Genomic DNA, 26,832 nt, shown 5'->3' with positions numbered 1-26,832 from the left:
TTCTTGGTCTTATAATTCTATTCCCATTAAACGAAGGAAAGGGGAAAAATGGAACCTGACAGACTATTTGCACTGAAGGGAGCGGAAGTATTAAAAAGGAGGAGGAAAGCCCAAAAATTATCCCTCATTCTGCCAGGATTAGGTCAGATTTACGAGGGAAGGAATTTAACAGGAGTTTCTATTTTTTCAATATTTTCATTTCCATTTTACTACTGGTACCTTTTAAACTTTCCGGTTAACTACGGTTCACTGACCCTTCTAATTTCACAGGCTCTCCTTTATGCACTTCAAGCCTACGATGCAGGAAGGGGAAAGAAGAGGGAAACCTCTCCCTGTGAGGACTTCTGCCCTGCAGGTGTAAAAGTTCCCTCCTTTATGTCTCTATGTGAAAAAGGAGAGCTTGAAAAGGCTTTTGGAGTTTTCTTTTTATCGTCTCCCTTTCCGTTTACGCTGGGAGAGCTCTGTCCAGCACCCTGTGAGGAAAAGTGTGGGGTTCTTCCGGAAAGGCCTCTGAGGATAAAGGAAGTACACAGGGAAATGGCAAGAAATGTTCTTGAGAAGATAGAAGTTAGAGAGAGGGAACCATTCTTCCCAAAGGTTGGAAAAAGGGTTGCAGTTGTTGGAGGTGGAGTAGCTGGAATAACTGTTGCTTACTACTTATCGTCCGTCGGAGTTCAGGTCGACTTATTTGAAAGAGAGGGTGAGCTTGGTGGAATTCTAAACGTTATTCCAGATTTCAAGCTTGATAGGAAAATCTCAAAGAAGGAGATAGCCTTTGTCACTTCGTTTAAAAATTTGAAAATCCATTTAAACCGTGAAGTTAGGGAAAGACCTGAGGGTTACGATGCAGTTGTTCTATCCGTTGGAGCTCAGAGAGAAAGGAAATTGGACGAGAGCTTAATTAAGAACTTCTCAGGAAGGGTAATTTACCCTCTGGAGTTTTTGAAGAATCCGCCACACTTGAAGGGAAAGAAGTTAGCCGTTATAGGGGCAGGTGATACGGCTTTTGACGTTTCAAGGCTTGCTGTAAGGAGGGGGGCAGAGGTTGTTGTAATTTACAGGGGGGAGAGCTCTCAGATAAGGGCAAACAGGAGGGAGCTAACGGAGGCTATAAAGGAGGGAGTTAGAGTTTATACAGAGTGTGAACTAAAAGGGTCCAAGGGTAGAGTAGTTTCATTTTCGTGTGGTAGTTTCTCTCCAGACTACATCGTTCCGGCGATAGGTTTTGACGTTGATAGGGAGTTGTTGTCAAGGTTTGAGGGAGATAATATTTTCGTCACAGGAGATGCGGCAACTGGAATGACGACATTTGTTGAGGCCTCAGCTAAGGCAAAAGAAACGGCATACAAAATTTTAAAAAAGTTAGGATTGAAGGACAGGGCTTGGTTTACAGTTGACTTTTACTTTCCTAAACCTGAAAGGAGCTCCGGCTCAAACCTCTTTGTTGCATCTGAGAGCTCCCTCTGTCAGCACTGCGGAATAAAGGTTAAAAGTTAGTGGAACTTAACGGAGTTAGGTTTATATTTATTCTAAACTACCAATGAAGGGAAGAGAAATGGAAGATAAGTTAGCCCCAAGGTTAGAGGACTACCTTGAGACAATCTACCTGATTGAGAGGGAAAACGGAGTAGCAAGGGTAAAGGAGATTGCCAAGGCAAGAAGTGTAAAGATGCCTACGGTAACAGAGGTTCTAAAGAGACTCTCTGAAAGGGGGTTCATCAAGTACGAACCCTACGGCTACGTGAGAACAACCAAAAAGGGTAAGGAGTATGCAGAAGCCCTCTACAGAAAGCACGAGGTTTTAAGGGAATTTCTTATGGACGTTTTAGGACTCTCAAAGGAGAGGGCTGAAGAAGAGGGTTGTCTTATGGAACACCATCTCTCAAAGGATACCATAAGGAGGATTCAGAAGTTGACTGAAACGTTAAAGGAGAAGGGCATAAGAGTAGAAGGGGAAGATTGATGGTTGATATTAAGGAGATTTTAGACCCTGAGCTTGTTGAGGACAGGGAGCTCCTTCCCATAGCTGAGAAGGTTTTAAGCGGAGAGAGGCTCTCCTTTGAGGATGGAGTAAAACTCTTTAAAACAAACGATATCCTGACCTTGGGGAGGATTGCAAACTTTGTAAATGAGGGAAAAAACGGGAAGTTGGTTTACTTCATAGTTAATAGGCACATAAACCTAACAAACCTGTGTAAGGGGTCTTGTAAGTTCTGTGCCTTTAGGAAGGAGAGGGGAGAGGAAGGTGCTTACGAGCTCTCACTTGAGGATGCAGTTAAAAAGGCCAAGGAATTTGAGGGAGTAAGTGAGATTCACATAGTTAGCGGTCTTCATCCTGACTGGAACTACGAAAAGTACATTGAGTTCGTTAGTGAAATTAAGAGGGCGAATCCGAATGCAAAGATTCAGGCGTTCACAGCCGAAGAAGTAGACCACCTGTGTAGAATCTCGGGAAGGAGTCTGGAGGAGGTTCTAATAGACCTAATTGAGGCCGGAGTTGATGCTCTTCCAGGAGGGGGAGCCGAAGTTTTCAGTAGTAGAGTTAGGGAAAAACTCTGTCCTGAGAAACTCTCTGCAGAGAGATACCTTGAAATCCACAAGGTTGCTCACTCCTTTGGACTTAAAACAAATACATCAATTCTCTACGGTCACATAGAAACTGTAGAGGAGAGGGTTGACCACCTTTTGAGGCTGAGGGAGCTCCAAGACGAAACGGGAGGTTTTCAGGCATTCATCTCGTTTGCATACCAGCCGAAGAACACCAAACTTGGAGGAAACTTTACAACGGGGTTTGACGACCTGAAGATGCTCTCGGCAGCAAGGCTCCTCCTTGACAACTTCAGGCACGTAAGGGCCTTCTGGATAACCTTAGGCGAAAAGTTGGCTCAGATTTCCCTACACTTTGGAGTAAACGACCTTGATGGAACGGTCGTTGAGGAGACGATAACAAGGTCTGCAGGGGCAGAAAGTTCATCGTTCATGCCAAAGGAGAGGCTTATAAAGCTCATAAAGGAGGCCGGAAAAATTCCAGTTGAGAGGGACACAAACTACAACGTTTTGAGGGTTTACCGATGAACTTTATAAGAGATGAGAGGTTAATTCCCATAGCTGAAAAGGTTTTAAACGGCGAGAGGCTCTCCTTTGAGGATGGACTTACCCTCTTTGAATCTAACGACATTCACACGATAGGATATCTGGCAAACTTGGTTTCAGAGAGGAAGAACGGAAAGTTTGCCTACTTTAACGTTAACGTTCACATAACTCCCACAAACATCTGCATTGGAACGTGTAAGTTCTGTGCCTTTAGAAAGAAAAAGGGAGAAGAGGGAGCATACGAACTAACAGTTGGAGAAATCCTTGAAAAGCTGAGGAACTACAAGGAGCAGAACCCGGGACTTACAGAGGTTCACATAGTTGGAGGCCTTCATCCCGACTGGGGATACGAGGATTACTTAGATATTGTAAGGAAAGTTAAAGAGGAGTTTCCAGACATTCACGTTAAAGCCTACACTGCAGAGGAGATTAAGTACATATCCGAGAGGGGAAGTAGAACTATTGAGGAGACTCTGAAGGACCTAATAGAAGCAGGACTCGGTTCAATTCCAGGAGGTGGTGGAGAGATATTTTCCGAAGGTGTTAGAAAAAGGATATGTCCCGATAAGATTTCAGGGGAGGAGTACTTAGAGATACACAAAACGGCACACAGGTTGGGTTTGAAGAGTAATGCAACGATGCTCTTTGGACACATTGAATCCTTTGAGGACAGGGTTGACCACTTAATCAGGTTGAGGGAGGCTCAGGACGAAACGGGAGGATTTCAAACGTTCATACCCCTTGCATTCCACCCTATCAATACAGAAATTCCCAATGCCAACTACACAACAGGGTTTGATGAAATTAAGACGATAGCAGTTTCAAGGCTTCTCCTTGATAACTTTCAACACGTAAAGGCCTACTGGGTAATGTTGGGCGAAAAGATAGCCCAGCTTGCACTCCAGTTTGGAGCAGACGACATTGACGGAACGGTTACAGAGGAGGATATTACTCAGGCTGCAGGAGCAAGAGCAGGACAGTATATACCAAAAAAGAGGCTCATTAGGCTCATAAGGGAAGCCGGAAAAATCCCTGTAGAGAGGGATACTCTCTACAACGTGATTGAAGTTTACAGGGAGGTGTAGATGAGTGAGAACACGATTTTAGGGATAATATGTACAATAATTGCAATTGCCCTTCCTCTCTCCTTTGCAGTGCTTGCATGGAAACACACGTTGGAGGAAAAGAGGAAGGTTAAATAACGTTTTTCTTTATCAGGTATCTGGCTATATCTGAACGGGAAATAATTCCAACTAACTTCATAGATTCAAAATCTGAGACAACGGGAGCTCTGCCGTAACCGTAGTTTGCAAAGAGCTTCATAACCTCTAATAAGTTCCAATCCGGAAGGACACATGCAGGTTTGGGAGTCATTATTTCAAAGACCTTTGTAGTCTTCATTTTTTCCGGCTCAACCTTTAAAACATCCGACGTTGTAACTATTCCAATTACCTGATTCTTCTCATTAACAATAGGTATTCCCGCAATAAACTTTTTAGCCATTATCTCCTTTGCTTCAAGAACGGAAGCATTTGGATGGAGGGCTATTACATTCCTGGTCATAACCTCCTTCACCCTTGCAGTTTTCAAAATGAAGGCCTTTAGTTCATCTCTGTGGAATGGAGACTCAAGTCTGTTTAAGAGTTGGTACTCAAAGAGCGTTTTCTCAAATCCTGCAAGATTATGGGCAATTACCAGTGATAGGAGGGCGTACGGAAGAATGTCGTACCCTCTTGTCATTTCAGATACCAGGATAATTGTGGAAAGAGGAGCGCTTGCAGCTGCAGTAAATACGGAAATCATTCCTACAATTGTCATCATTCCAGGATTAAAAACGGGACCTCCAAGTAAATCGTTAAATAGAATTGAGAGTGAAGCTCCCGTAATTCCACCTACAACCAAGGATGGACCAAAAACACCACCAGACCCACCAGAACCCAACGTGAATGAGAGTGAAAGAATAACAACAGGAATACTAAGGAGGATTAGTGGAAATGATAAGTACAAGAATTCTCCTTTCATAAACATCTGAATCCAGCCGTAAGAGTTTCCCACAGCAAGGGGAGTGAGGATTCCACAGATTCCAGCTAAGAAGCCACCAACTGCAGGTTTCAGGATTGGATGGATTTTTAAGTTTTTAAACAGGTTCTTTACACTGTAAAAGGTGAAAATCATGAACTTTGCAATAAATGCTGAAACGATGCCTAAAACGATGTACCCTGCAATCTCCTCGGTTGTAAATTTTGGAAAAACGACCTCCGTTTTAAACAGGGGTTCGTATCCTACAAAGAATCCAGCAACGATGTAGGCTACAATGGAGGAGACAAATCCTGGAATCAGTGCCTCTACTTCAAAGTCCTCCTTGTAGAAGACCTCAGCGCTTAAAATTCCCCCTGCAAAGGGAGCTCTAAAAACGGCTCCAATTCCGGCTCCTAAGCCTGCTGCAAGGAGAATGTTCTTCTCCTCCTGAGTCAGTTTTAGAGCTTCCCCAAACCACCTTCCAATACCGGCACCTATAAGTGCCATAGGACCTTCTCTACCTGATGAGCCACCACTTCCAATGGTTATAGCCGAGGTAATGAGTTTTAAGATGGAGCTCTTTAAACCTATCGGAAGACCGTAGTGGAAGGCCTTTATTGCAACGTCCGTACCTACGCCTGCTGCCTCAGGTGCAAAAAGATAGACCAGTATTCCTACAATTAATCCTCCAATGGCGGTTACAAGTGGAAGGAGAAACCTGTGAGAGATGAAGAAAACGTACGTTTCTCCTCCTCCCTCTCCGAAGGGCTTTGGAGGATGATAGCCTACGATATTTCCCAAGAAGAGGTTTGTAGAGAAATCCAGTGAATAGAGAAATCCAACTGCCAGAAGTCCAGAAAGAATCCCTACTGGAATAGATAGAAGTAAGAGCTTTCTTATTTCGTAGATTTCCTTTATCATGATTCAAAATAATAACTCTTTTTCTTAATTGGAAAAAGTTGTTAGGACAATAAGAATAATATCAGTTGATTTTAAGAAGAGATTCCAATAATCTTAAAAGTAAAAAGTTTGGGGAGGAGAATATGAAATTAAGCAGTGTGATTTTAAGGCAGATTATAGATGAAATTCCGGCTATTGTTATTATATATGAGAAGGATAAGCCCGTATGGTTCAATAAGTATACGTTAAAATTGACAAATTATAGTGAAAAGGAGATAAAAAGTAGAACAATTCAAGAGTTATTTCCATCATTTAAGAAAAGTAAAACTGGAATCTCCGAGGATAAATCACAAGAGAATTTTTATATCCTGGCTTTATTAAAGAAAGATAGTAAGTTTGTCTATCTTAAATCGTTGAAAAAAACTATTAAAATAGGAAATCAATATTATGGACTAATTATAGGAATTGATATAACAAGTAAAGTCGATTTAGAAAATAAAATAAAGACTATAACCATTCCAATTCAAGAAGTAGAAGTAAACAGGAAAACAAAGGCCGTTAAAATTATTTACCTCAACAGTGCAATCTTTGAATTAACAGGATACGATAAGAGTGATTTAGGAGACTTTGAGTCTTTTATAGAAAAAGTCCATTCAGATGATAGAGAAAATTTTTTAAACCTTATAAATCAAAACTATAAAAATAAGAAGAAAATTACAGTAATTTTCAGATTTAAGAAGAAAACTGGCAGATATCTCTGGATAAAAGCTATTAAAAATAATATAAGAGAGGAAAGTCATACAATAAAATTCTTACTAATTTTGATTGATATAACAAAAGAGAAGCGCTTGCAGAAAAAATTAGAGAAAACTTTATCGACTCTTGAAAATTTAATGAAGTACTCTCCCGATATCCTATTCCTATTGGATAGGAAAGGGAAAATACTTTATCAAAGTGAGTCCTTAACCAAACTGGGTTATTACGACAAAGAGACAGTAGGAAAGAGTATTTTTGATTTTATTTCTGCCGACGATAGAGAGAAGTTCATATACGTTCTCAATCAAGCATTAGAAAATCCAGATAAAACAATTAAAGTTGAATATAAGTTCTTAACAAGGAACGGAATTCCTGTCTGGTTTGAAGGACATATGGTATTTTCCAAAAAACTTAAAAAATTTATTTTAATAGGAAGGAATATATCTGACAGAAAAATTATAGAAACAAAACTAAAAAGGGCCATTTTCTACGATTTAGAAACTGGACTAGCAAATATTCTTATGTTCAAAAAGTACTTAAGACCAATCATTAGAATCGCTAAATCGAGAAATGAGAATTTTATAATAGCTTCAATAAAAATCGTAAACTTGAGAGATTTACTGTTTCTGTCCTATTCAAATAAAGTAACGGTAAAGAATGTGATATTAGAAATTGTCAAAAGAATGGAAAGTGCATTTCCTACAGTCTATGTAGCTAGAATATCATTCGACGAATTTATTATTTCTGTTTATACTAAAATAAATCAAAGTTTAGACAACTTTATAAAGACCTTAAAGGAGATTTTTGAAAAACCCATACTTGGACAGTTTGTTCCTCTTTATAACGTTGGAATAGCAGTTTTTCCTACAGATGCTGAAAATGAAACGGAGCTACTGAAAAAGTCACTTTTAGCTCTTAAAAAAGCTACGGAATTAGGCATTAACACAATATCCCTGTACAGCTCAGAGTTGGAAAAAGAGTTGTTAGAAAAGCAGATGATAAGGGCAAAATTATCAGAGGCTCTAAAAAATAGAGAGTTAACAGTGTACTATCAACCAATCTACTCACTGAAGGACAATAGAATTGTAGGGTTTGAAGCCCTTATAAGGTGGTTTTCAAAGGATTTAGGGGCAGTTCCACCTGATAAATTTATACCGATAGCAGAAGAAACGGACCTAATTTTAGAAATTGGAAGGTTTGCTCTACGAAAGAGCCTGGAGGATATGAAAAATTTGGGTAAAAGTTGCTTTGTTTCTGTTAACTTCTCATCAAAGCAGTTTTCCTCAGAAAATTTTTTAAACGATATTATGGATGCCCTTGAGTATTACAGGTTCAATCCTGAACTCCTTGTTGTGGAAATTACAGAAAGGACTGCAATGGAGAATCCAGAGTATACATCTAAACTATTGGAGGAGTTGAGGAAGAAGAGGATAAAAATAGCCTTAGATGACTTTGGTAAAGGATATTCAAATATGGAATATCTGATAGACTTTGATATTGATAAATTGAAAATAGATAAGGATTTTGTTCTCAAAATGTTAGAGACGAAAAGGGCAAGGAGCGTTGTGAGGACAGTTATAGACCTGGCACATTCCGTTGGAGCAACTGCTTTAGCAGAAGGTATAGAAAACGAAGAGACATTAAAGGAGCTGAGAGAAATGGGGTGTGAAGAGGGACAGGGGTTCTACTTTATGCCTCCAGTTCCTTTTGAAAGAATCAAGGAAGTTGTAGAAAGGAGTTACTGTGAATAAAAGAAAAAAGCTTAAGAGACTTTTAATTGAACTTTCAGTTGAATTGGGTGATAAAACTCTGAGGGAGATTTTGGAAAAAGTTCTCTATCAGTTAGGAAAGGAGAATATGGAAATTCCTGAGAATCCCGTAAACTTGGACTTTTCTAAATTTTCTGAAGAGGATTTAGAGAATTTCGCTCTTCTCTTAGCAGAGGAGTTGGAGGTCCTCAATGAACTTGGATACAAGGAGAGGGTTTTAGAAGAGTGGGGAAGTGCAAGTTAAAATTTAACAAATTTGCAGGTAATCCTGTAGATACTCTATTGCCCTAAAAAAATGTTTGACATAATTTAAATAACAGATATAAACTAAAGAGGAGGGAGACAGATGGTAATCAGAAAAGAACACGCCTTAGCACTTATGAGAGTTAGGGAGGAGGAGAAGAATCAAGCTCCGACGTGTCAGCTCTTCTTAAAGTCTGAGGAGCCGCCCTACTTAGAGCTTGAGAGAATGAACCTTCTTAGACAGGTAAGGCCTTTAGAGTATGCCCTTACATACTGGGGAAGGGCTTTAGCCAACATCTTAGATGACATGGTTGAGAAGAAGTTTATTCTCCATCCGTCAAAGTGGGATGAGGAGTTTAGGTGGCTCGGTTCAGAAGTTTTGATGATGATTGAAACAGCAATTGAGAACGATGATATTCCAGGAGAGCTAACCGAGAAGGAGCTTGAAAAGAGGGGCTTCATTGAGGAGAGGAAGGTAGAGAAGAAGGGAGTATTCAGGACAGTTAACCAGTACGCAAAGGATATCTACGAGATATTTAAGAATGCCCATCCAAGGTTGATTATAGACAGGGAACTCTGTCAGTACATAAAGGAGATGCCGGCAGGACCTGCCGAGTCCTCAATGCTTCCTGCAGGGGGAAGGTTCCCTATTCTAATGGGAGCAATGAGGTTACTGGCATTTTCAGTTCCAACGTCTGACATCTACTCATTAACTCCACTTGGAAGGGAGATAAAGGCTGCGTGCGAAACGATAGCTCCAACGTTGGAAACTGTTATCTCTGAAGACATAATGGACTCATTGGAGAGGGCCGTTTACGAGGGATTTGAGGCCGTTACAGACGAGGAGAAGGAGGTTCTATTCCAGCTTGCGCTGATTGATGATGAGGGCAATCCATTACCTGCTGGGGAACACCTACTTGAGGCCTACAGGATTTGGAAGGAGAGGAGCTTTAAACCCGTTAAGTCGATAAACGTTGAGGTGATTGATGCAGAGCTCCTAAGGGGAATCGAAGAGGTTTGGAAGCACAACGAAAGCGACCCATCAACGCTTCCTACTGTAGATGAGCTTGTCCACTACCTGTTCTACAAACCACTTAAGGAGTACAAGCATCTCCTTGAGTACTACGGAAGGAGACTCTATCAGGACTTAGGTTATCAGAAGAAGGAAGAAATTCAGAAGAAGTTTGGTGAGGTTAAGACTGTTGAGGAGCTCTTCAAGTCCTTCTACGAGAAGGGTAACCAGTGGTACGAGAAGATGTACGACTTGGTTCAGGAGTCCCTCTATACCCTTGAATCGTTCAACCTGATAAGGGCAGAGGAAAAAGAGGGGAAGAAGGTTCACTACCTAACAGAGTTCGGTAAAAAGGTCCTTGAGGACATGAAGACGAGGGGAATTAGGGAAATACCGGCAGTTGGAGTTAAAGCGATAACTGTTACAAACAAAGAGTTTGCAGCTCCAAACGTTGAGTGGTATCAAAAGGGTGTTGAGGCTCAGCTTATAGGCGGAGGGGAGGCAACGGAAGCAGGAAAGATGTATGCTCAAATGGCCTACGAAATAAGGAGGCTTCCGCACATTACAAGGTTTGAACTCCAGGTTCTCCACAAGATTCCTGAAAAGGGATTCTTTGTTAAGGATGTTTACGAACAGTTTGACGAGACGTGGAAGGAGGAGGTTGAGTACGCACTCAACAAATTGGAAGCTCGCGGTTACATAGATATCCTCCAGAACGAGGCAATAATCCTCACAGAGCCAGGAAAGCTAATCAAGAGAGCTCTCTCCGGAACACCTGAAGGTTTCGGAAATCCTATAACACCTCTTGCAGTGAGAGTTCTTGAAGCCTTAAGGAAGGTCGGAACGCTCTATGAGAAGGAAAGGAAGGTAAGGGTCCTTCCAAAGAACTTTAAGGAAGCTATGAAGCTTTCAGGGCTTGACCCTGAGTCTTTTGAAAGAGAGCTTGTAATTCTTAGGGCTTCAAACCTCATAGGTAAGAGCTCCATAAACGAGGCAGGTCTTTTGATACTTGAAGCTCTTGAAAAACTCAACTAATTCTGGGCGGTTTAGCCGCCCTTAAACTAAATATTGGGAGGGAGAGATGGCACACATCTACGGAAGAGTAGAAGGACCGGATGACATAAGGAGAATAAACTGCATAATCAGAGATGAGATGTTGGAGGTTGAAACACCTGAGCAGCTTACAGACCTCAAGAAACGCTCAGATTACCTCTGCACGCTAACCTATTCACCCTTCTGGAAGAAGAAGTTTGGCTCAATGGTTGAGGAGTTGAGGGAGGTTGCCCTTGAGGAGAACAGGGTAACGGTCAGACTGGCAAACTACATAGCAAGGTACAAAAACTGGGATAAGGAGTACTCCCCCTGGGGAAGCGAAAATAAAACGATAGATGAGAGGTTAAAGGAGATTCCTGAGAAGATTCTCAAGGAAATCCTTGAGAGCGTTGTTGACTTAAAGCTTTCTCCAGAAATCCTTGAGGAGTTAAGGAGAAACTTCTGTGAAATAAGAAAGGCAATGGTTTTGGCAGAGAGCGAGGAGACGCTCGAAAGGCTGAAGAAACAGGGAGACATAATAGTTGCAGTTACAAAGCTTCCCGATTTCAGGGAGAGGTTTGAGGATATTTTAGATAGGATAGACGAGCTTGTTGAGAGAGAAGAGGAGAGAAACGTTAAGCTTGCAAACATAATTGCTACTGTTAAGGGGTGGAAAGTCGAGTTTGAAGTTTGGACTGAGAACGAGATAAGGGAAGATGAAACGATTGAGCAGTACGTCCAGAGGCTCTTAGAGGAGGAGGAGAAAGCCGAGAAGTACATACCAACAGAGGCTAAGTACAAGGAAGGAAAGGTTTTGTGGCTTGTTTACTATCACGAGGGTAGGGATAGACACTACGCAAAGAGAATCTACTTCCCAGGTTCTGCTAAGGATATAGAGTTAGAGGGGCCTGGCGAGTTTGAGAACAAATTCGGAAGAAAGGTTTGGGGGGTAAGGATTAAGTACAAGGCAAAGGTTGCACCTGCCGTAATAAGAATAGGTAAAAGGAGAATCCACCTTCCTGAGAGGTGGGTGGAAAGGACTAAAGTTGTTCCCCTACCGAAGGAGGCCAAGGACATCAAGTTAGTTGAGGAAAGGCCACCATTTGCATATCCTGTTGCTTAAAAATTTGCCGGCTAAATGGCCGGCTTATCCCTTCAGGTTATATATTGGTTTTATAAACTTTTCTATTTCAACGGTCTTTGGAAGAAACTCCAAAATCTCTTTAGGGTCCTTGTATGCAAAGGGGGCCTCATCAAGGGTTTCCCTTGAAACTGTAGAAGAGTAAACGCCCGCTTCCTCAACAGCCTTTCTAAATTCACTGACAGAAAAGAGTTCTTTTGCCTTTTTTCTGCTAACCTTTCTTCCAGCCCCATGGGGAGCAGAAAAGTTAAGTTCCCTAACTCCCTTTCCCTTTCCTACAATTAATCCAGTTGTAAGATTAAAGGGGATAACTACCCTTTCCCCCAAGTGGGCAGAGATAGCCCCTTTCCTAACGCACATGTCCCTATCAACATCTATATAGTTGTGAACGCTCCTTATAATTCTCTCCTCCTGAAATTCTTCCTTGAAGAATTCCTCAACAATGATTTTTAAAATTACCCTCCTGTTAAGGTCGGCATATCTTTGGGCTAACCTCATAGCCCTTATGTACTCCTTTCCTCCCTTATTAATAGGAAGGATTGAAAGCTCCTTCGGTAGGTTTGGCATAACTTTTTTCGTGTACTCCTTTGCTTTGTTGTAGAAAAAGTTACAAACCCTTAAACCCAAGTTTCTTGAGCCTGTATGAACAGTTAGGTAAAGCTGACCTTCATCATCTACTCCCAACTCCAAAAAGTGATTTCCACTTCCTAAGGTTCCAACTTGGAGTAGTGGCTCCTGAAGGTCTATCCCGTAGGTATTTATAAGGACGAAGCGAATCTCTGAGAGGAGCTCCCTATCCTCCTTAGAAAGGGGGAGTTTCTTAGCATTTGACTTTGTTCTGGATGTAAGTCCTATTGGAATTTTACCCTTTACAAAAGCATCAAACTTTCTAAGGTCTATTTCTTCTCTCGGATTTTCCCTGTTAACCTTTATGTTGAGTGGATACGTGTAAACACCACAGCCTATGTCAACTCCAACTATGTTTGGAATTACTACGTCGTCGAAGTAACCTGTAAAACCTATAACACATCCCTTTCCTGCATGGCAGTCAGGCATAATTACAATTCTTTCCCTAAAAAGGGGTAAGTCCCTTATTCTCTCTATCTGGTTTAAAACTCCTGGTTCCAAGTCTTTTGCATAGACGTATATCGGAACCCTTCCCTCTATTACAACTGGTTCCATAGATTTTCCCCTTCTATTGAAATTTTTACAAAATTTTTACATAATTTTTACTAACTTTTCGAAAGCAATGGAGAATTTAAATATAGGGAGGAAAGATGGGACTAAACATTGTACAAAAAATCATCAAGACCCACTTAGTTGAGGGGGACATGACCCCGGGAAAGCCTATAGCCATAAGGATTGACCAGACCCTCACTCAGGATGCTACTGGAACGATGGCGTACCTCCACTTTGAGGCTATGGGGCTTCCGAAGGTTCAAACGGAGCTCTCTGTTTCCTACGTTGACCACAACACACTCCAGGCAGGAGGACCTGAAAACGCAAACGACCACCTCTTCCTCCAAACAGCAGCTGCAAAGTTTGGAGTTTTCTTCAGCAAGGCCGGAAATGGCATATGCCACCAGGTTCACCTTGAAAGGTTTGCAGTTCCCGGAAAGACCCTCTTAGGTTCAGACTCCCATACACCTACCTCCGGTGGAATCGGAATGCTTGCAATAGGTGCCGGTGGAATGGACGTAGCCCTCGCAATGGCGGGAGAGCCATTCTACCTTACAATGCCAAAGGTTGTAAGGGTAAACCTATACGGCAAGCTGAGACCTTTTGTTTCTGCTAAGGACATTATCCTGGAGCTCCTCAGGAGATTAACAGTTAAAGGTGGACTTGGAAGGATATTTGAGTACGGTGGAGAGGGTGTTAAGTATTTAACAGTTCCCGAGAGGGCAACAATTACTAACATGGGAGCAGAATTAGGTGCAACAACATCAATATTCCCAAGTGATGAGCAGACATACCTCTTTATGAAAGCTCAGGGAAGGGAAGCCCAGTGGAGACCTCTACAGGCTGACCCTGATGCGACCTACGATGAGGTTATAGATATAGACCTCTCCGAACTTGAACCCCTCATTGCCTGCCCCCACATGCCGGACAACGTCAAAAAGGTTAAAGAAGTTGAAGGATTGAGAGTTCACCAAGTTGCAATCGGTTCATGTACAAACTCATCCTACAGGGATCTTAAAACTGTAGGGGAAATGTTTAAGAGAACAGGAAAGATGGTTCACCCTCTCGTATCGGCAGCCATCTCTCCCGGTTCGAAGCAGGTACTCAGAATGATGGACAAGGAAGGTTACTACGATGTTTTCCTAAGGGCAGGATTCAGAATTCTCGAAAATGCCTGCGGTCCCTGTATTGGAATGGGATTTGCACCACCTTCAGGAGGCGTTTCCGTAAGGACGTTCAACAGGAACTTCTACGGACGTTCAGGAACAAAGGATGCTCAGGTTTACCTTGCATCTCCAGAAACGGCTGCAGCAACGGCCATGAAGGGTGTAATAACAGACCCGAGGGATTTGGGACTTGAGGAAATTAAGGTATTCCTTCCCGAAAAATTTGAGATTGACGACTCAATGATTTTTGCCCCAGCTGCAGACCCGGATGAGGTTGAAATCTACAAGGGTCCAACAATCAACTATGTAGGATACAAGGAACCTCTTGGAGATAAGCTTGAGGGAGAGGTTCTCCTTAAGGTTGGCGATAACATAACAACGGACCACATCATACCGGGTGGGGCAAAGATTCTCCCACTGCGTTCAAACATTCCTGCAATCTCTGAATACGTTTACTCCGTTGTAGACGAAACGTTTGCTCAAAGGGCTAAGGAGAAAGGAGGTGGATTTATCGTAGGTGGAGAAAACTACGGTCAGGGTTCTTCAAGGGAACACGCGGCGATAGGACCAATGTACCTTGGAATTAAGGCAGTTATTGCCAAGTCCTTTGCCCGTATTCACCATGCGAACCTAATCAACTTTGGAATTCTTCCGCTTGTATTTGTAAACAAGGAGGACTACGACAAGATTGACCAGGGGGACTGGTTGGAGATTGACCTTTCAAACTTTGCACCTGGAGAGGACAACATCATAACAGTAATAAACAGAACGAAAGGTATATCAATACCTACAAAGCATGGACTAAACAAGCGTCAGGTTGAAATCATTAAGGCTGGTGGCGTATTGGCCTACGTTAAGCAGAAGTTTGAAGGACAGAACAACTAAACAATAGGGGGCTCTGCCCCCTTAAAATATCTTAAAGGAGGAGGAAAGTATGGCAAAAAGGCCAACTATTGTCTGGACGAAGACCGATGAGGCACCTTTACTTGCAACCTATTCACTTCTTCCAATAGTAAGACAGTTTGTAAAACATGCAGGTGTTAACGTTGACCTAAAGGATATTTCACTTGCCGGAAGAATACTTGCTCAATTTGGTTATGCTCCCGATGACCTTGCATACTTGGGTGAATTGGTTCACAAGCCAGAGGCCAACATAGTTAAGCTTCCAAACATCTCAGCCTCCGTACCACAGCTTGTTGAGGCTATAAAGGAGCTCCAGTCACAGGGCTTTGACCTACCAGACTACCCTGAAAACCCTCAAACCGAGGAAGAGAAGGAGATAAAGGCCAAGTACGATAGGTGTGTGGGTAGTGTAGTTAACCCCGTTCTAAGGCAGGGTAACTCCGACAGGAGAATTGCTCCACCTGTGAAAAACTACGCAAAGAAACACCCACACAGAATGAAGGAGGTGTCTCCAAAGAGTGAAAGTTACGTTGCCTACATGAAGAGTGGAGACTTCTACGAGAATGAAAAGTCTGTAACTCTGAAGAAGGATACAAAAATCAGGTATGAATTTGTAGATGAGAATGGAAACGTTCAGGTTCTAAAAGAGTTTGATATGGGGATGGGGGACGTAGTTGATGGAACGTTTATGAGCAGGAGAAAGCTCAAGGAGTTCTTTGAGGAAGTCATAAACGATGCCAAGTTCAAGGACATCCTCTTCTCCCTTCACGTTAAGGCTACAATGATGAAGGTCTCTGACCCTGCTATTTTTGGTGATGCAATAAGGGTTTACTATAAAAAACTCTTTGAGAGACACGGAAAGGAACTTGAGGAAATCGGATTTGACCCTAACAAGGGACTTATCGACCTTGAAAATAAACTCTCAAAGCTACCTCCAGAAAAGCAGGAGGAGATAAAGAAGACCTTAGAGGAGATATACAAGGAGCAACCAAGGCTCTACATGGTTGACTCTGATAGGGGAATAACAAACCTCCACAGGCCGAACGATGTAATTATCGATGCATCAATTCCTGCAGTTCTTAAAAACGGACTTCAGGGTTGGGGTCCAAGTGGAGAGACGGATGACTGTGTAATAACAGTTCCAGATAGGTGTTATGCAACAATGTACTCAGAAATTGTTGAGGACGTTAAAGTTCGCGGACAGTTTGACCCAACAAAGGTTGGTACCGTTCAAAACATCGGCCTTATGGCGATGAAGGCAGAGGAGTACGGTTCCCACGATAAAACATTTTTTGCTCCAAGCAACGGTAAGTTTAGGATTGTTGATGAGGATGGAAATGTCTTGATGGAGCATGAGGTTGAAGAAGGGGACATCTACAGAAGCTGCCATGCAAAGGATATAGCAATTCGCGACTGGGTAAAGCTTGCAGTTAACAGGGCCAAGGAAACTGGACTTCCAATCGTATTCTGGCTCGACTCCTTGAGGGCCCACGACAGGGAGCTCATTGAGAAGGTGAAGGAGGAGCTCCAGAAGTACGACCTTGAAGGAGTAGAGTGGTACATCAAGCCTCCAAGGGAAGCAATGAAGTTTACACTTGAGAGGTTCAGAAAGGGACTTGACACGATTTCCGTAACAGGAAACGTTCTGAGGGACTATCTGACAGACCTCTTCCCAATCATAGAGGTTGGGACATCTGCAAGGGCTCTCTCAATAGTTCCCCTCCTTGCTGGAGGAGGTCTCTTTGAAACTGGAGCTGGTGGCTCTGCTCCAAAGCACGTTCAACAGTTTGTTAAGGAAGGACACCTAAGGTGGGATTCCTTGGGTGAGTACTTAGCATTCGTTGAGGCCCTGAAGCTTGCCTACAAGCAGGGTGGAAGTGAGAATAAGAAAATCTTAGTTATGGCAGAAGCTCTATCAAAGGCCGTTGAAAGGTACTTGGACGAGGATAAGACCCCCAAGAGAAAGGTTGGTCAGCTCGATACGAGGGGAAGCCACTATTGGCTTGCAAGGTTCTGGGCTGAGGAGTTGGCTGCTCAAAGTGAGGATGCTGAACTTGCCAAGATATTTGAACCTGTTGCTGCAAAATTGGTAGAAAACGAGGAGAAAATTCTTTCAGAAATTGCCCAGACTGAGGGAACTCCCAAGGACATCGGAGGTTACTACCACCCTGACGATGATAAGACAACGGCAGCAATGAGGCCTTCAAAGACCTTAAACGAAATTATTGATAACCTGTAAACAAACTGTTAAAAAGTTGTTAAAATTAGGGGGGCATTGTGCCCCCCTTTTTAGTATGTAACTAATTTAGGAGGAGATAGATGGCTCAGAGAGGAATTAGGGAGTACGACGGCAAGAGAATTCTTGCCCAGCACTGGAACGAGTATTTCTCACCGGAATTTGAGTACGATTTCAAATCTGTACTCGTAACTCCAGAAACGGACCTCAACAAACTTCCTGAAAAGTACCCATGGCTGAAGGAAGTCCCACTCGTTGCAAAACCTGACATGCTCTTTGGAAAGAGGGGAAAGTTGGGGCTCATTCTCTTTAAGAAGGAAAAGCCCTGTGACGTTGATTACGAGACTGTCAAGGAGTGGATTAAGAAGAAGATGGAGGAAGAGGTTGAGATTAAGGGTAAAAAGGGAAAGTTGACACACTTTCTCATTGAGCCCTGTATTCCCCACTCTCCGGAGGATGAGTACTACGTTGCAATGACACTTGGTTACGACGGAGACCACATCTACATGTCTGCATTTGGTGGAATTGATGTTGAGGAGAATTGGGACAAGGTGAAGGAAGTTGTCATTCCTCCTCTTGCAACGGAAGAAGAGATTGACAGGCTTATAGAGGAGAATGTTCCACCTGAAATAAAGGATAAGGAAAAGTACGCAGACTTTGTTAAGAGACTCTACAGGTTCTTTAGGGATATGCACTTTGCATACCTTGAAATTAACCCACTTGTAATGGTTGGTAATAAGGTCTATCCTCTTGACTTTGTTGGAAGGGTTGATGATACAGCCCAGTTTTTAGTTGGAAGGAAGTGGGGAGAGTTAGAGTTTCCTGCAGGATTTGGTGGGGAGCTCTCACCTGAAGAGAAATACATCAAGGAGATGGATGAAAAGTCCGGAGCTTCCCTTAAACTTACAATTCTTAATCCTGAAGGAAGAATCTGGACGTTGGTCGCTGGTGGTGGAGCTTCTGTTGTTTATGCAGACACAGTTGCAGACTTGGGATACGTTAAGGAGCTTGCAAACTACGGTGAGTACTCCGGTAACCCGTCAAGGGCTGAAACGAGGGAGTATGTTAAGACAGTTCTTGACCTAATGACACGTCACAAGGACCCTCAGGGAAGGCCAAAGATTCTCATCATAGGTGGGGCAATTGCAAACTTCACAGACGTAGCAAAGACATTTGACGGTATCATTGACGCCCTTAAGGAGTACGCAGATAAGCTGAAGGAAGTTGGGGTTAAGATTTACGTTCGCCGCGGAGGTCCAAACTACGAGGTAGGACTTGCAAAGATTAAGAAGGCTGCCGAGGAGCTCGGGCTTCCAATTGAGGTTTACGGTCCTGAAACCCATATAACGGCAATTGTTGAAAAAGCTCTTAAGGAGAATCCATAAGGAGGGGAAAATGGCAAGGCCTGACTACATACTTTTTGATAGAAATACAAAGGCAATTTTCTGGAACTTGAACAGAAACGCTATTCAGAGAATGCTTGACTACGACTACCTTGTAGGTCGTTCTCCATCAATCGTTGCTATTGTAGCTCCTACACAGAGCAGGAAATTTGAGAAGTTCTTCTACGGAACTGAAGAGATTATGATTCCTATATACAGATCAACTACAGAGGCTGCAGAGGAACACCCAGATGCCGATGTCTTAGTTAACTTTGCCTCCTTTAGAACAGCTTACGACGTAACAATTGAGGCCATCAATCTCCCTACAATAAGGACTATTGCTATTACTGCCGAGGGAATTCCTGAGAGGCTTGCAAGGGATATGGCTGCAAGGGCAAAAGCCTCTGGAAAGTGGATTATAGGTCCAGCTACAGTCGGTGGAATTGCAGCTGGTGCCTTCAGGATTGGAAACGCAGGTGGAACCCTTGAAAACATTGTCAAGTCAAAGCTTCACAGACCCGGTTCCTGTGGACTCGTTACAAGGTCTGGAGGTCTCTTTAACGAGCTTTCAAACATCATCGCAAGGAATGCAGATGGAATAGTTGAGGGAATTGCAATCGGTGGAGACAGGTTCCCAGGTTCTGACTTCTTAGACCACCTAATGAGATTCCAGAAGAACCCGGCAGTCAAGTACATGATAATGTTGGGAGAAGTAGGTGGAGAGTTAGAGTACAGGGTTGCTGAGGCAATCAAGAGGGGAGACATAACAAAGCCTGTAATTGCTTGGTGTATAGGAACGATAGCCAAGCACTTTGGAGGAGAGGTTCAGTTCGGCCACGCTGGAGCAAAGGCTGGAGCAGACAGGGAAACTGCCGATGCTAAGAACAGAGCTCTGAAAGAGGCAGGTGCGATAGTTCCCGAATCGTTCAACGACTTTCCAGAGGTTATACGCTCTGTTTACGAGGACTTGAAAGCCAAGGGAGAAATCGGAGAAATTGAAGAACCTGAAGTTCCACCGATTCCTGAGGACTACGATAAGGCAAGAAAGGCCGGAAAGGTTAGAAGACCAACTCACTTCATCTGTACAATCTCGGACGACAGGGGAGAAGAGGCCACTTACTGTGGAGTTCCCATCTCCGAGGTTGTAGAGAAGGGATACTCTATTGCAGACGTTATTGGACTTCTATGGTTTAAGAGGAAGTTTCCAAGCTGGGCATCACAGTTTATCGATATGGTCCTAAAGATTGTTGCTGACCACGGACCTGCAGTCTCTGGAGCCCACAATGCTAAGGTAACTGCAAGAGCTGGAAAGGACCTAATTTCATCCCTCGTAACAGGACTTTTAACGATTGGCCCGAGGTTCGGTGGTGCTATTGACGGAGCTGCCAAGTACTTCAAGATGGCAAAAGAGAAGGGGATGGACCCCTTTGAGTTTGTCGAGTACATGAAAAAGGTTGAAAAGAAACCAATTCCAGGAATCGGACACAGAATTAAGTCAACAAAGAACCCGGATAAGAGGGTGGAGCTCCTCAAGAACTTCGCCAAGGAGAACTTTCCATCAACAGAGCTCCTTAACTATGCCCTTGAAGTTGAGAAAGTAACGACATCCAAGAAAGAGAACCTGATTCTCAACGTTGATGGAACTATTGGTGTTCTCTTAGTTGATATGTTCAGGAGCTTGGGCTTCTCAGAGGAGGAAATTGACGAGCTTATTGAAGCCGGAGCATTTAACGCATTCTTTGTCTTAGGACGTTCAATTGGATTTATCGGCCACATCTTAGATGAAAAGCGCCTTGCAATGCCCCTCTACAGACATCCTTGGGATGACATCCTTTACGACGTTAAAAGACCGGAAGGAACCTAAATTGAGGGGGCTTTGCCCCCTAATTTAACTCTATTTTTATTTTTTTAGGTTCAGGTTCAGGCTTACCTATAAAGTAACCTTGTCCTAAAGAAACTCCTACTTCCTTCATAAGTCTATAAGTTTCCTCATCTTCAATAAATTCGGCCAAACTACGAAGTTTAAAAGCTCTGGCAACTTGAACTATCGACTTGACAATTGTTAAATCCCTTATATCGTTCTTTGAATTTCTAATGAATGCTCCATCTATTTTAAGAACATCTGCAGGAAACTTTTTTAGATACATAAAGTTTGAATATCCGGCTCCAAAGTCATCAACTGCTACTTTAGCGTTAAACTCCTTAAACATCTTGAATAGTGTTACAGCAGTTCCTTCCTGAACAATTCTTTGAGACTCTGTGATTTCAAAAATCACATTTGATAGGTCGAGAGAGTGTTGTTTTGTAATTTGGAATATGTTGTTTAATTCACGGAAAAAGTATTTCATAGATAAGTTAAAGAAGAGTTTGTAATCGCTAAAGAAATTTATTGCTTTTAAAAAAAGCTGCTTATCGATATCTGGAGTTAAAGCTAAAGAATCTGCTACTGCAAAAACGTAATCCCCCCTTAATAGTTCTCCATCCACAAAAATTCTTGACAGCACTTCATAACCGAAAATTTCTCCTGTTCTGAGGGATACTATCGGTTGAAAGTACGGAACTACTCCCGAATCCCTAATAGCCTTGATTAACTTCTCCCTCGTTCTTTTGAATTTTTCAAAGTCCTTAAACTTAAAGTTTTCATGGGTTACTAATGTATTTTTTAGGTTTTTGGCCTCAAAAAGTGCCTCTTCTGCCTCAAGAAACACTTTTTCATAGTTAACGTTACCACTACTAACACCTACACTGTTAGTAATTCTTACAGAATCTGCGTTTAATCTAAATTCAACAAAGTGAAGATACCTTTTAAAAACTTCCTCTATTCTAACCACAGGAACATCATTAAATATCAGTACTCCAAATTGGTTGGCTCCAGTCCTTGCTACATATACATTTTTAAAGTGATAACCTAAAATTTTCTTAAAGTAAGAGGATGCAGATTTTAAAATAAGGTCACCTATTCTATAACCGTAAGTGAAGTTAACAAAACGAAAATTATCGATATCTATAAGGAGAACTGTGACAGAAGTCCCCTCTTCTATAGAAAGGAGCTTGGAGAAGAATGCCTTTCTGGAAGGAAGACCTGTTAAATCATCCCTCATATTCTTAGCTCTTTTCTCTCTTCAAGAATATCCTTTACCTGGGATACGTCCTTGTCTCCCCTTCCTGAAAGGTTGATAATAATCAACTTGTCCCTTAGTTTATCCTTGTTCTTTATTACCCATGCAACCGCATGGGAACTCTCAAGGGCAGGAATAATTCCCTCAGTCTTTGAAAGAATTTGAAAGGCCTTTAAAGCCTCATCGTCAGTTACCGCATCGTACGTTGCCCTACCAATCTCCTTTAGTAGAGAGTGTTCTGGACCTACACCGGGATAGTCAAGTCCTGCCGAAACTGAGTGAGTTGGTGTTACCTGACCATCCTCTGTTTGAAGAAGGTAGGACTTTGCCCCGTGGAAAACTCCAACTTTACCCCTACATAGAGTTGCAGCGTGCTTGTCAGTGTCCAAGCCGTATCCTCCCGCTTCAACACCTACAAGCTCAACATCCTCATTCTCAACGAATGGATAAAATATTCCAATTGCATTACTACCACCACCAACACAGGCAACTATCAAGTCAGGATACCTTCCCTCAGCCTCTAAAATCTGAGACTTTGCCTCCTTTCCAATAACAGACTGAAAGTCCCTCACCATCATTGGGTAGGGGTGGGGACCTACAGCTGAACCTATTATGTAGTGAGTTGTTCTAACGTTTGTAACCCAATCCCTTATGGCCTCGTTAACTGCATCTTTAAGCGTCCTGCTTCCGCTTTTAACGACCTCAACTTTTGCTCCAAGGAGTTCCATCCTGAAAACATTCAGCGCCTGCCTGCGAACGTCCTCCTCTCCCATGTATACAATGCACTCGAGTCCCAAAAATGCGCAGGCCGTTGCAGTTGCAACCCCGTGTTGTCCAGCTCCAGTTTCTGCAATTATCCTTCTCTTTCCCAACCTCTTTGCAAGGAGAGCCTGGCCTAAGGCATTGTTTATCTTATGTGCTCCTGTATGGTTTAAGTCCTCTCTCTTTAGATAAACCTTAATACCATTTCCTAAGTACTCTGAAAATCCCTTTGCAAACTGAAGGGGAGTAGGTCTTCCAACGTAAACTTTTAGTAGATTTTGAAACTCTTCCTGAAATTCAGGGTCATCCTTAATTCTCCTGTACCCCTCCTCTAATTCAGATAGGGCAGCCATTAAAGTTTCAGGAACGTACTTTCCCCCAAATTCTCCAAATTTACCTCTAACATCAGGATAACTGTACAAACTTAACCTCCAAACTACTTAATTATTCCCGTTGCAATCCCCCACCTGTGGGCGTACATCCTTCCGTAAGGCCTTGCACTGACGGGAACTATCTTTGTAAAGGGCTCTGATAGTATTTCCTCTACTGGTATGTTAAAGGCCTCTGAAAATCCCTTTAACTCATCAGTAAGGAGTTTTAAGTCCTTTACGTCCGGTTCAAAAACCTTTACTTCCCTTCCCAAAAATCTCTTTGGAACTTCTCCCCTAACAAATATAACCCCACCGTGCATTCCTGTTGCACAGTAATCTCCCACTATATCCTCTCCTGGTTTTCTGTTAAGACCAAGAAGTATCAGTATTCCACCGGCCATGTACTCACCGAAGAAGTTTCCAGCCTTTCCACCTACTATAAAAGTTGGAACAAGGTTCTTGTATCCCTTCATGTGTATTCCAACCCTGTAACCGACATCTCCCTCTATGTAGACCTTACCTCCCCTCATACCGTAACCGCAGACGTCCCCTGCATGGCCACGAACAACAATCTTCCCTGTCCTCATAGTATTTCCAACACCGTCTTGGGCATTTCCAAAAACCTCAATTTCAGGACCGTATAGGAAAATTCCAAGGTCGTTTCCGGCAGTTCCGTAAACTTCTATCTTTACGTTCTCCTTTATTCCAGTTCCTATGTACCTCTGACCGTAGACTTCCTTAAGAATGACCTTCTTTGCTCCTTTGTTAACGAGCTCCTTTACCTTTTTATTCACCTCTCTGTAGTGAACATTTCCACACTCTATTTCGTAAATCCCATCTGAAATAGCCTTTACCTTCATGGTTCACTCCTTAAGCAGGGTAGCAAACGTCCTCTTCCTTACAGTGGTTTAAAAGAGCAATAACAGGCTCCCCGGCCTTTGGCATCCAAACTCTATCAGGTTCCTCGCATACCACTCTAATGGCAGATTCTTCACTAGCCATGTAAACAGTATCTCCCTTTTCTGCAGCAACAAAGGGTCTGAGCTTTATTCTATCGTTAAATCCAATAACCCCATCCTTAAAGGCAAAGAGCATTGCAAACGGACCGTTGAGCATTGCTGAAGAGTAAACAGTTCTAATCATCCTTGCCATTTCATAGGTCTTTTCAAGTCCTGTTTCTCTATAGTGTTCTATGTCCTTCCAGAATGGAGATGCCATAGCCATAAAGACAGCCCTTATTGGGAGTCTATGTTTTCTAAAGAGTAAATCGAAGAGGTAGGCTGCAACCTCTGTATCGGTTAAGAGCGTACATCTGTAACCGTACATCTCAACGTACCTTTTGTTCGTACCGTAAGATGTAATCTCACCGTTGTGAACTATTGCCCAATCAAGGAGAGTAAACGGGTGAGCTCCTCCCCACCAGCCAGGGGTGTTTGTTGGAAATCGGGTATGGGCAAGCCAGATGTAACCCTTGTACTCTTTTATTTCAAAAAAGTCTCCTATCTCGTCAGGATGTCCTACACCCTTAAAGGCTCCCATGTTTTTTCCACTTGAAATTACGTAAGCTCCCTTAACCTTTTCGTTAATTGTCATAACAGTTCTTACTACCAAGTCCTCCTCAGACTCCATAGGTAAGCGGGCATCATCCCTCGGTTCAACAAAGTACCTATAGAAAACGGGAGGTTTTGTTTTCTTGTAGAGTGAAGGAACCTCTTTTGTCGGTATTATCTCGCTCTTTACAATTTTAAAACTCCTGTTGAGAACGGTATTTACTTCACTTTCGTAGTCCAAATCGTCCAACATTACGTGAAACGCATAGTAGTCTGCCATTTCAGGATATATACCGTAGGCGGCAAAACCTGCCCCCATTCCATTTCCACGCTCTTTCATAGAGGTTATCGAATCGTAGATAAACTTACCGCTTATTTTTTCACCGTTTCTGTTAACAATTCCGGCCAAACCGCATCCCGACATTTCACTGTAGTAAGGAGACATTAGACAGCCCTCCAATCCTTATAGGCGGTTTTATCATTTTTAAGTTTTTCCTCTCTCCACCATTTGGGAAGGTCAACGAGTCCAAAATCAAGTTCAACCAACCTTTCCTTAAAGTCACTTACATCAACTTTTTGTCTAATCAGGTTTGTAAGAATTCCCACTCTATCAATTTCTCCTATCGCAATAAAGCCTATGAGCTTGCCGTTTCTCACAATAGCCTTTCTGTAGAAACCTTTCTTTTCAAACTTATCGTTAATAAATACTTCACAGGAATCATCTGTAGGTTCAACTGCACCAGCATTGAGAACCGGAACTGGCAGGAACTTCAAGGAGTTGAGGACAAAACCTCCAAGATATCCCATACCTTTCCCGGCCATATTTAATCCTGCAATAAATCCCTGTTCAAAGGCTAAAGGAAAGAGCGGAATCAGTTTTTTTGTATTGTCAACTGTGTCTAAACACTCAATACAGTCACCGGCTGCGAATATATCCTTAACAGATGTTTCCATTTTATCGTTAGTCTCTATTCCCCTGTTTACTTTAACTCCGGCAGTTTGAGCAAGTTCTGTGTTCGGTCTAACTCCTATTGCAACAACAACAGCACCAGCTTTCAGAACATCCCCCGACTTAAGCTTTACACTGCTTACTTTTCCATCCCCCATAATCTCTTCAACCGTGTTGTTGAAAATAAACTCAACTCCCTTTTCCCTCAGCATGTTCTCTACTATCTGAGAAGCCCTCCTATCCAAGGCCCTTGCTAAAACCCTATCAAGGAGCTCCACAACCTTAACGTTTATACCTAACTCCCTCAAAAAGTAGGCAACTTCAAGACCTATAAATCCTGAACCTATTACAACAACGTTCTCAACGCTATTTTCCTTTATGTACTCCTTAAATCTCTTTGCTGAGGAGAGCTCCGTAAACGTAAAAACTCCCTCCAAGTTACTCCCCTTTATTGGAGGAACAAAGGGCTTTCCTCCAGTAGCTATGAGGAGTTTATCGTAGGGAACAATCTCGTTCGAATCCAGAGTAACGACCTTACTCTCTGTGTTTATGTTAATCGCTCTGTGTCCTAAGATTTGGGTAACTCCATTCTCCTCGAAGAAGGAGCTATCCCTGTAAGTAAGCTTTTCCTCAGGGATATCGACCAAAATGTCCGCTATCATAGGCTTTGAGTAGCACTTATCCTCGTAGGAGATAACAACTATCTCTCCATCCTTATCCACCTTTCTTATTCCAGTTATACATCCAATAGCAGCTGCACTGTTTCCAACAATGACGTACTTCATCTCAATCACCTCTCAAAGTCGTAGATGAGAGCTCTGTTTGGACAGGCTTCCACACAGGCTGGAAATCCCCTATCTTCACAGAGGTCACACTTGAACGAGTGCCTCTTCTCCTCTTTAATTATTGGATGGGCTGCTCCAAACGGACAGACCAGAACGCAGTTCCAACAACCAACACACTTTTCTTCATCTAATTTTACTTTGCCACTTTTATCAACCGTTATTGCCCCAGAGATACAGGCATCAAAACAGAAAGGATGCTTACAGTGGCGACACATGAGTGATAGAGAAACTTCTTCCTTTACTTCAACGGTGGCCCTTGGAAGTAGATTCTCCAATTTGTAAGCCTTTACAGGGTCCTTGCTTTCACTGTGAACCATAGTACAGGCAACCTCACAGTACCTACAGGAGATGCAGTTTTCCTCTATTGGATAAACCTTCATCAACTTTCTCTTCTTAGACATTTTC

20 protein-coding genes are annotated in these 26,832 nt (G+C 42.5%); 12 read left to right on the top strand and 8 right to left on the bottom strand.

Features of this window, described 5'->3' with window-relative positions:
• The first annotated feature begins 48 nt into the window (after positions 1–48).
• The 4 genes from FN732_RS01525 to mqnE (FN732_RS01510) are packed head-to-tail and all read left to right on the top strand — an operon-like array spanning position 49 to position 4,178.
• Positions 49–1,497 (top strand): FAD-dependent oxidoreductase, encoded by a 1,449-nt coding sequence (locus tag FN732_RS01525; protein ID WP_142933916.1) that lies wholly within the window; start codon positions 49–51, stop codon positions 1,495–1,497.
• Between the two features lie 58 nt (positions 1,498–1,555).
• Entirely contained in the window at positions 1,556–1,963 is a 408-nt protein-coding gene (locus FN732_RS01520; RefSeq protein WP_142933914.1) for a metal-dependent transcriptional regulator, read from the top strand.
• Positions 1,963–3,075: an aminofutalosine synthase MqnE gene (mqnE, locus tag FN732_RS01515; protein WP_142933911.1), complete on the top strand. Its 1,113-nt coding sequence runs from the start codon at positions 1,963–1,965 to the stop codon at positions 3,073–3,075. The genes FN732_RS01520 and mqnE (FN732_RS01515) overlap by 1 nt, the downstream gene beginning before the upstream one ends.
• The gene (mqnE, locus tag FN732_RS01510) at positions 3,072–4,178 is read left to right on the top strand and encodes an aminofutalosine synthase MqnE (protein WP_142933909.1); all 1,107 of its coding nucleotides are present in this window, start codon (positions 3,072–3,074) and stop codon (positions 4,176–4,178) included. The genes mqnE (FN732_RS01515) and mqnE (FN732_RS01510) overlap by 4 nt, the downstream gene beginning before the upstream one ends.
• A gap of 109 nt (positions 4,179–4,287) precedes the next feature.
• On the opposite strand, the gene FN732_RS01505 is transcribed toward mqnE (FN732_RS01510), so the two are convergent.
• Positions 4,288–6,033 (bottom strand): chloride channel protein, encoded by a 1,746-nt coding sequence (locus FN732_RS01505; protein ID WP_142933907.1) that lies wholly within the window; start codon positions 6,031–6,033, stop codon positions 4,288–4,290.
• 122 nt (positions 6,034–6,155) lie between these two features.
• On the opposite strand from FN732_RS01505, the gene FN732_RS01500 reads away from it, so the two are divergent.
• The 4 genes from FN732_RS01500 to FN732_RS01485 all read left to right on the top strand — a co-directional run bounded on the left by FN732_RS01500 (position 6,156) and on the right by FN732_RS01485 (position 11,947).
• Positions 6,156–8,519 (top strand): GGDEF domain-containing phosphodiesterase, encoded by a 2,364-nt coding sequence (locus FN732_RS01500; protein WP_142933905.1) that lies wholly within the window; start codon positions 6,156–6,158, stop codon positions 8,517–8,519.
• On the top strand, positions 8,512–8,781 hold the full coding sequence (locus FN732_RS01495; RefSeq protein WP_142933903.1) for a hypothetical protein: 270 nt from the start codon (positions 8,512–8,514) through the stop codon (positions 8,779–8,781). The genes FN732_RS01500 and FN732_RS01495 overlap by 8 nt, the downstream gene beginning before the upstream one ends.
• Positions 8,782–8,883: 102 nt before the next feature.
• Positions 8,884–10,827, top strand: coding sequence for a DUF505 domain-containing protein (locus FN732_RS01490; protein ID WP_142933901.1), 1,944 nt, complete (start codon positions 8,884–8,886; stop codon positions 10,825–10,827).
• A gap of 46 nt (positions 10,828–10,873) precedes the next feature.
• Positions 10,874–11,947 carry a hypothetical protein gene (locus FN732_RS01485; protein WP_142933899.1) on the top strand — a complete coding sequence of 358 codons (1,074 nt, stop codon included), beginning with the start codon at positions 10,874–10,876 and terminating at the stop codon, positions 11,945–11,947.
• A gap of 24 nt (positions 11,948–11,971) precedes the next feature.
• On the opposite strand, the gene FN732_RS01480 is transcribed toward FN732_RS01485, so the two are convergent.
• Positions 11,972–13,147, bottom strand: a complete 1,176-nt coding sequence (locus FN732_RS01480; RefSeq protein WP_142933897.1) for an RtcB family protein — start codon at positions 13,145–13,147, stop codon at positions 11,972–11,974.
• 95 nt (positions 13,148–13,242) lie between these two features.
• Between FN732_RS01480 and FN732_RS01475 the strand changes: the two genes are divergently transcribed.
• The 4 genes from FN732_RS01475 to FN732_RS01460 all read left to right on the top strand — a co-directional run bounded on the left by FN732_RS01475 (position 13,243) and on the right by FN732_RS01460 (position 20,695).
• Entirely contained in the window at positions 13,243–15,195 is a 1,953-nt protein-coding gene (locus FN732_RS01475) for an aconitate hydratase (protein WP_142933895.1), read from the top strand.
• Positions 15,196–15,244: 49 nt separating this feature from the next.
• A complete protein-coding gene (locus FN732_RS01470) occupies positions 15,245–17,452 on the top strand; it encodes an NADP-dependent isocitrate dehydrogenase (RefSeq protein WP_142933893.1) in 2,208 nt (735 codons plus the stop codon).
• An 80-nt stretch (positions 17,453–17,532) separates the two neighbouring features.
• A complete protein-coding gene (locus FN732_RS01465) occupies positions 17,533–18,834 on the top strand; it encodes an ATP citrate lyase citrate-binding domain-containing protein (protein WP_142933891.1) in 1,302 nt (433 codons plus the stop codon).
• 10 nt (positions 18,835–18,844) lie between these two features.
• Positions 18,845–20,695 (top strand): citrate/2-methylcitrate synthase, encoded by a 1,851-nt coding sequence (locus FN732_RS01460; protein WP_142933889.1) that lies wholly within the window; start codon positions 18,845–18,847, stop codon positions 20,693–20,695.
• A 19-nt stretch (positions 20,696–20,714) separates the two neighbouring features.
• Here FN732_RS01460 and FN732_RS01455 read toward each other — a convergent pair whose 3' ends face one another.
• The 6 genes from FN732_RS01455 to FN732_RS01430 are packed head-to-tail and all read right to left on the bottom strand — an operon-like array spanning position 20,715 to position 26,828.
• Entirely contained in the window at positions 20,715–21,932 is a 1,218-nt protein-coding gene (locus FN732_RS01455) for a bifunctional diguanylate cyclase/phosphodiesterase (protein WP_142933887.1), read from the bottom strand.
• Positions 21,929–23,134: a tryptophan synthase subunit beta gene (gene trpB / locus FN732_RS01450; RefSeq protein ID WP_142933884.1), complete on the bottom strand. Its 1,206-nt coding sequence runs from the start codon at positions 23,132–23,134 to the stop codon at positions 21,929–21,931. The genes FN732_RS01455 and trpB overlap by 4 nt, the downstream gene beginning before the upstream one ends.
• A 14-nt stretch (positions 23,135–23,148) precedes the next feature.
• The gene (locus tag FN732_RS01445; protein WP_142933881.1) at positions 23,149–23,943 is read right to left on the bottom strand and encodes a GltB/FmdC/FwdC-like GXGXG domain-containing protein; all 795 of its coding nucleotides are present in this window, start codon (positions 23,941–23,943) and stop codon (positions 23,149–23,151) included.
• Between the two features lie 10 nt (positions 23,944–23,953).
• Entirely contained in the window at positions 23,954–25,078 is a 1,125-nt protein-coding gene (locus tag FN732_RS01440; RefSeq protein ID WP_142933879.1) for a class II glutamine amidotransferase, read from the bottom strand.
• Positions 25,078–26,367, bottom strand: coding sequence for an NAD(P)/FAD-dependent oxidoreductase (locus tag FN732_RS01435; RefSeq protein ID WP_142933877.1), 1,290 nt, complete (start codon positions 26,365–26,367; stop codon positions 25,078–25,080). The genes FN732_RS01440 and FN732_RS01435 overlap by 1 nt, the downstream gene beginning before the upstream one ends.
• A gap of 5 nt (positions 26,368–26,372) precedes the next feature.
• Positions 26,373–26,828, bottom strand: a complete 456-nt coding sequence (locus tag FN732_RS01430; protein ID WP_142933875.1) for a 4Fe-4S dicluster domain-containing protein — start codon at positions 26,826–26,828, stop codon at positions 26,373–26,375.
• Positions 26,829–26,832: the final 4 nt, after the last annotated feature.

Origin of the sequence: Balnearium lithotrophicum (assembly GCF_900182585.1) — a bacterium.
In the GTDB taxonomy this organism is placed as follows: Bacteria; Aquificota; Aquificia; order Desulfurobacteriales; family Desulfurobacteriaceae; genus Balnearium; species Balnearium lithotrophicum.
This window is presented reverse-complemented; position numbering and strand designations above follow the sequence as displayed.

Bases quoted from the DNA above. Each gene is read 5' to 3' on its own strand.
- FN732_RS01525 (WP_142933916.1), top strand. From the start codon at position 49: ATGGAACCTGACAGACTATTTGCACTGAAGGGAGCGGAAGTATTAAAA.
- FN732_RS01520 (WP_142933914.1), top strand. From the start codon at position 1,556: ATGGAAGATAAGTTAGCCCCAAGGTTAGAGGACTACCTTGAGACAATC.
- mqnE (WP_142933911.1), top strand. From the start codon at position 1,963: ATGGTTGATATTAAGGAGATTTTAGACCCTGAGCTTGTTGAGGACAGG.
- mqnE (WP_142933909.1), top strand. From the start codon at position 3,072: ATGAACTTTATAAGAGATGAGAGGTTAATTCCCATAGCTGAAAAGGTT.
- FN732_RS01505 (WP_142933907.1), bottom strand. From the start codon at position 6,033: ATGATAAAGGAAATCTACGAAATAAGAAAGCTCTTACTTCTATCTATT.
- FN732_RS01500 (WP_142933905.1), top strand. From the start codon at position 6,156: ATGAAATTAAGCAGTGTGATTTTAAGGCAGATTATAGATGAAATTCCG.
- FN732_RS01490 (WP_142933901.1), top strand. From the start codon at position 8,884: ATGGTAATCAGAAAAGAACACGCCTTAGCACTTATGAGAGTTAGGGAG.
- FN732_RS01485 (WP_142933899.1), top strand. From the start codon at position 10,874: ATGGCACACATCTACGGAAGAGTAGAAGGACCGGATGACATAAGGAGA.
- FN732_RS01480 (WP_142933897.1), bottom strand. From the start codon at position 13,147: ATGGAACCAGTTGTAATAGAGGGAAGGGTTCCGATATACGTCTATGCA.
- FN732_RS01475 (WP_142933895.1), top strand. From the start codon at position 13,243: ATGGGACTAAACATTGTACAAAAAATCATCAAGACCCACTTAGTTGAG.
- FN732_RS01470 (WP_142933893.1), top strand. From the start codon at position 15,245: ATGGCAAAAAGGCCAACTATTGTCTGGACGAAGACCGATGAGGCACCT.
- FN732_RS01465 (WP_142933891.1), top strand. From the start codon at position 17,533: ATGGCTCAGAGAGGAATTAGGGAGTACGACGGCAAGAGAATTCTTGCC.
- FN732_RS01460 (WP_142933889.1), top strand. From the start codon at position 18,845: ATGGCAAGGCCTGACTACATACTTTTTGATAGAAATACAAAGGCAATT.
- FN732_RS01455 (WP_142933887.1), bottom strand. From the start codon at position 21,932: ATGAGGGATGATTTAACAGGTCTTCCTTCCAGAAAGGCATTCTTCTCC.
- FN732_RS01445 (WP_142933881.1), bottom strand. From the start codon at position 23,943: ATGAAGGTAAAGGCTATTTCAGATGGGATTTACGAAATAGAGTGTGGA.
- FN732_RS01440 (WP_142933879.1), bottom strand. From the start codon at position 25,078: ATGTCTCCTTACTACAGTGAAATGTCGGGATGCGGTTTGGCCGGAATT.
- FN732_RS01435 (WP_142933877.1), bottom strand. From the start codon at position 26,367: ATGAAGTACGTCATTGTTGGAAACAGTGCAGCTGCTATTGGATGTATA.
- FN732_RS01430 (WP_142933875.1), bottom strand. From the start codon at position 26,828: ATGTCTAAGAAGAGAAAGTTGATGAAGGTTTATCCAATAGAGGAAAAC.